The organism is Lichenihabitans sp. Uapishka_5 (assembly GCF_033947565.1).
In the GTDB taxonomy this organism is placed as follows: Bacteria; Pseudomonadota; Alphaproteobacteria; order Rhizobiales; family Beijerinckiaceae; genus Lichenihabitans.
The window spans coordinates 1-872 of sequence record NZ_JARPVX010000213.1 but is presented as its reverse complement, the minus strand read 5'-3'; the positions used below and the strand labels follow the sequence as shown (position 1 = coordinate 872).

Sequence of the window (872 nt, the reverse complement as noted above, 5' to 3'; positions counted from 1 at the left end):
TCGTCGGCAGCGTCAGATGTGTATAAGAGACAGTCGTCGCGCCGGGCGCGGGCCGGCCTCACCGTAGCACGGCCGCATGAGCGATACCCCCACCGACACGCCCCCGGCCAAGCGCCGCAAGCCCGCCGCAGCCGAACCCGAGGCCGTCGAGGCGGGTGACCGCATCGCCAAGGTGATGGCGCGCGCCGGCCTGTGCTCGCGTCGCGACGCCGAGGCCTGGATCGCGGAAGGCCGTGTCGCCGTCAACGGCAAGGTGTTGTCTAGCCCCGCCCTCAACGTCGGCCCGGACGACGCCATCACGGTGGACGGCCGGCCCGTGTCGGGGCGCGAGCGCACGCGCCTCTTCATGTACCACAAGCCGCGGGGCCTGGTGACCACTGCACGCGACCCCGAAGGGCGGCCGACGGTGTTCGACGCCCTGCCGGACCACCTGCCCCGCGTGGTGTCGATCGGCCGGCTTGACATCAACACCGAGGGCCTGCTGCTTCTCACCAACGACGGCGGCCTCGCCCGTGCGCTGGAGCTGCCCGCGACCGGCTGGCTGCGGCGCTACCGGGTGCGGGCCAACGGCTTTCTGCGGCAGGAACAGCTCGACGCGCTGAAGGACGGCATCACCATCGACGGCGTCGATTATGCCGGCATCGAGGCGGCGCTCGACCGCACTCAGGGCGCCAACCAATGGCTCACCATGGGGCTGCGGGAAGGCAAGAACCGCGAAATCAAGCGCGTCCTCGAACACCTCGGCGTCGTCGTCAACCGGCTGATCCGGCTGAGCTTCGGGCCGTTCCAGCTCGGCGAGCTCGCTGAGGGGGCCGTCGAGGAGGTGCGCACCCGCGTGCTGAAGGACCAGCTCAGTGACGCGCTGGCGGCCG

General features: G+C 71.1%; 1 protein-coding gene. It reads left to right on the top strand.

The genetic code is table 11. The features are described from left to right. Window positions 1–76 precede the first annotated feature (76 nt). The coding region (locus tag P7D22_RS23255; RefSeq protein WP_319936611.1) for a pseudouridine synthase at window positions 77–872 on the top strand (796 nt) is incomplete at its 3' end.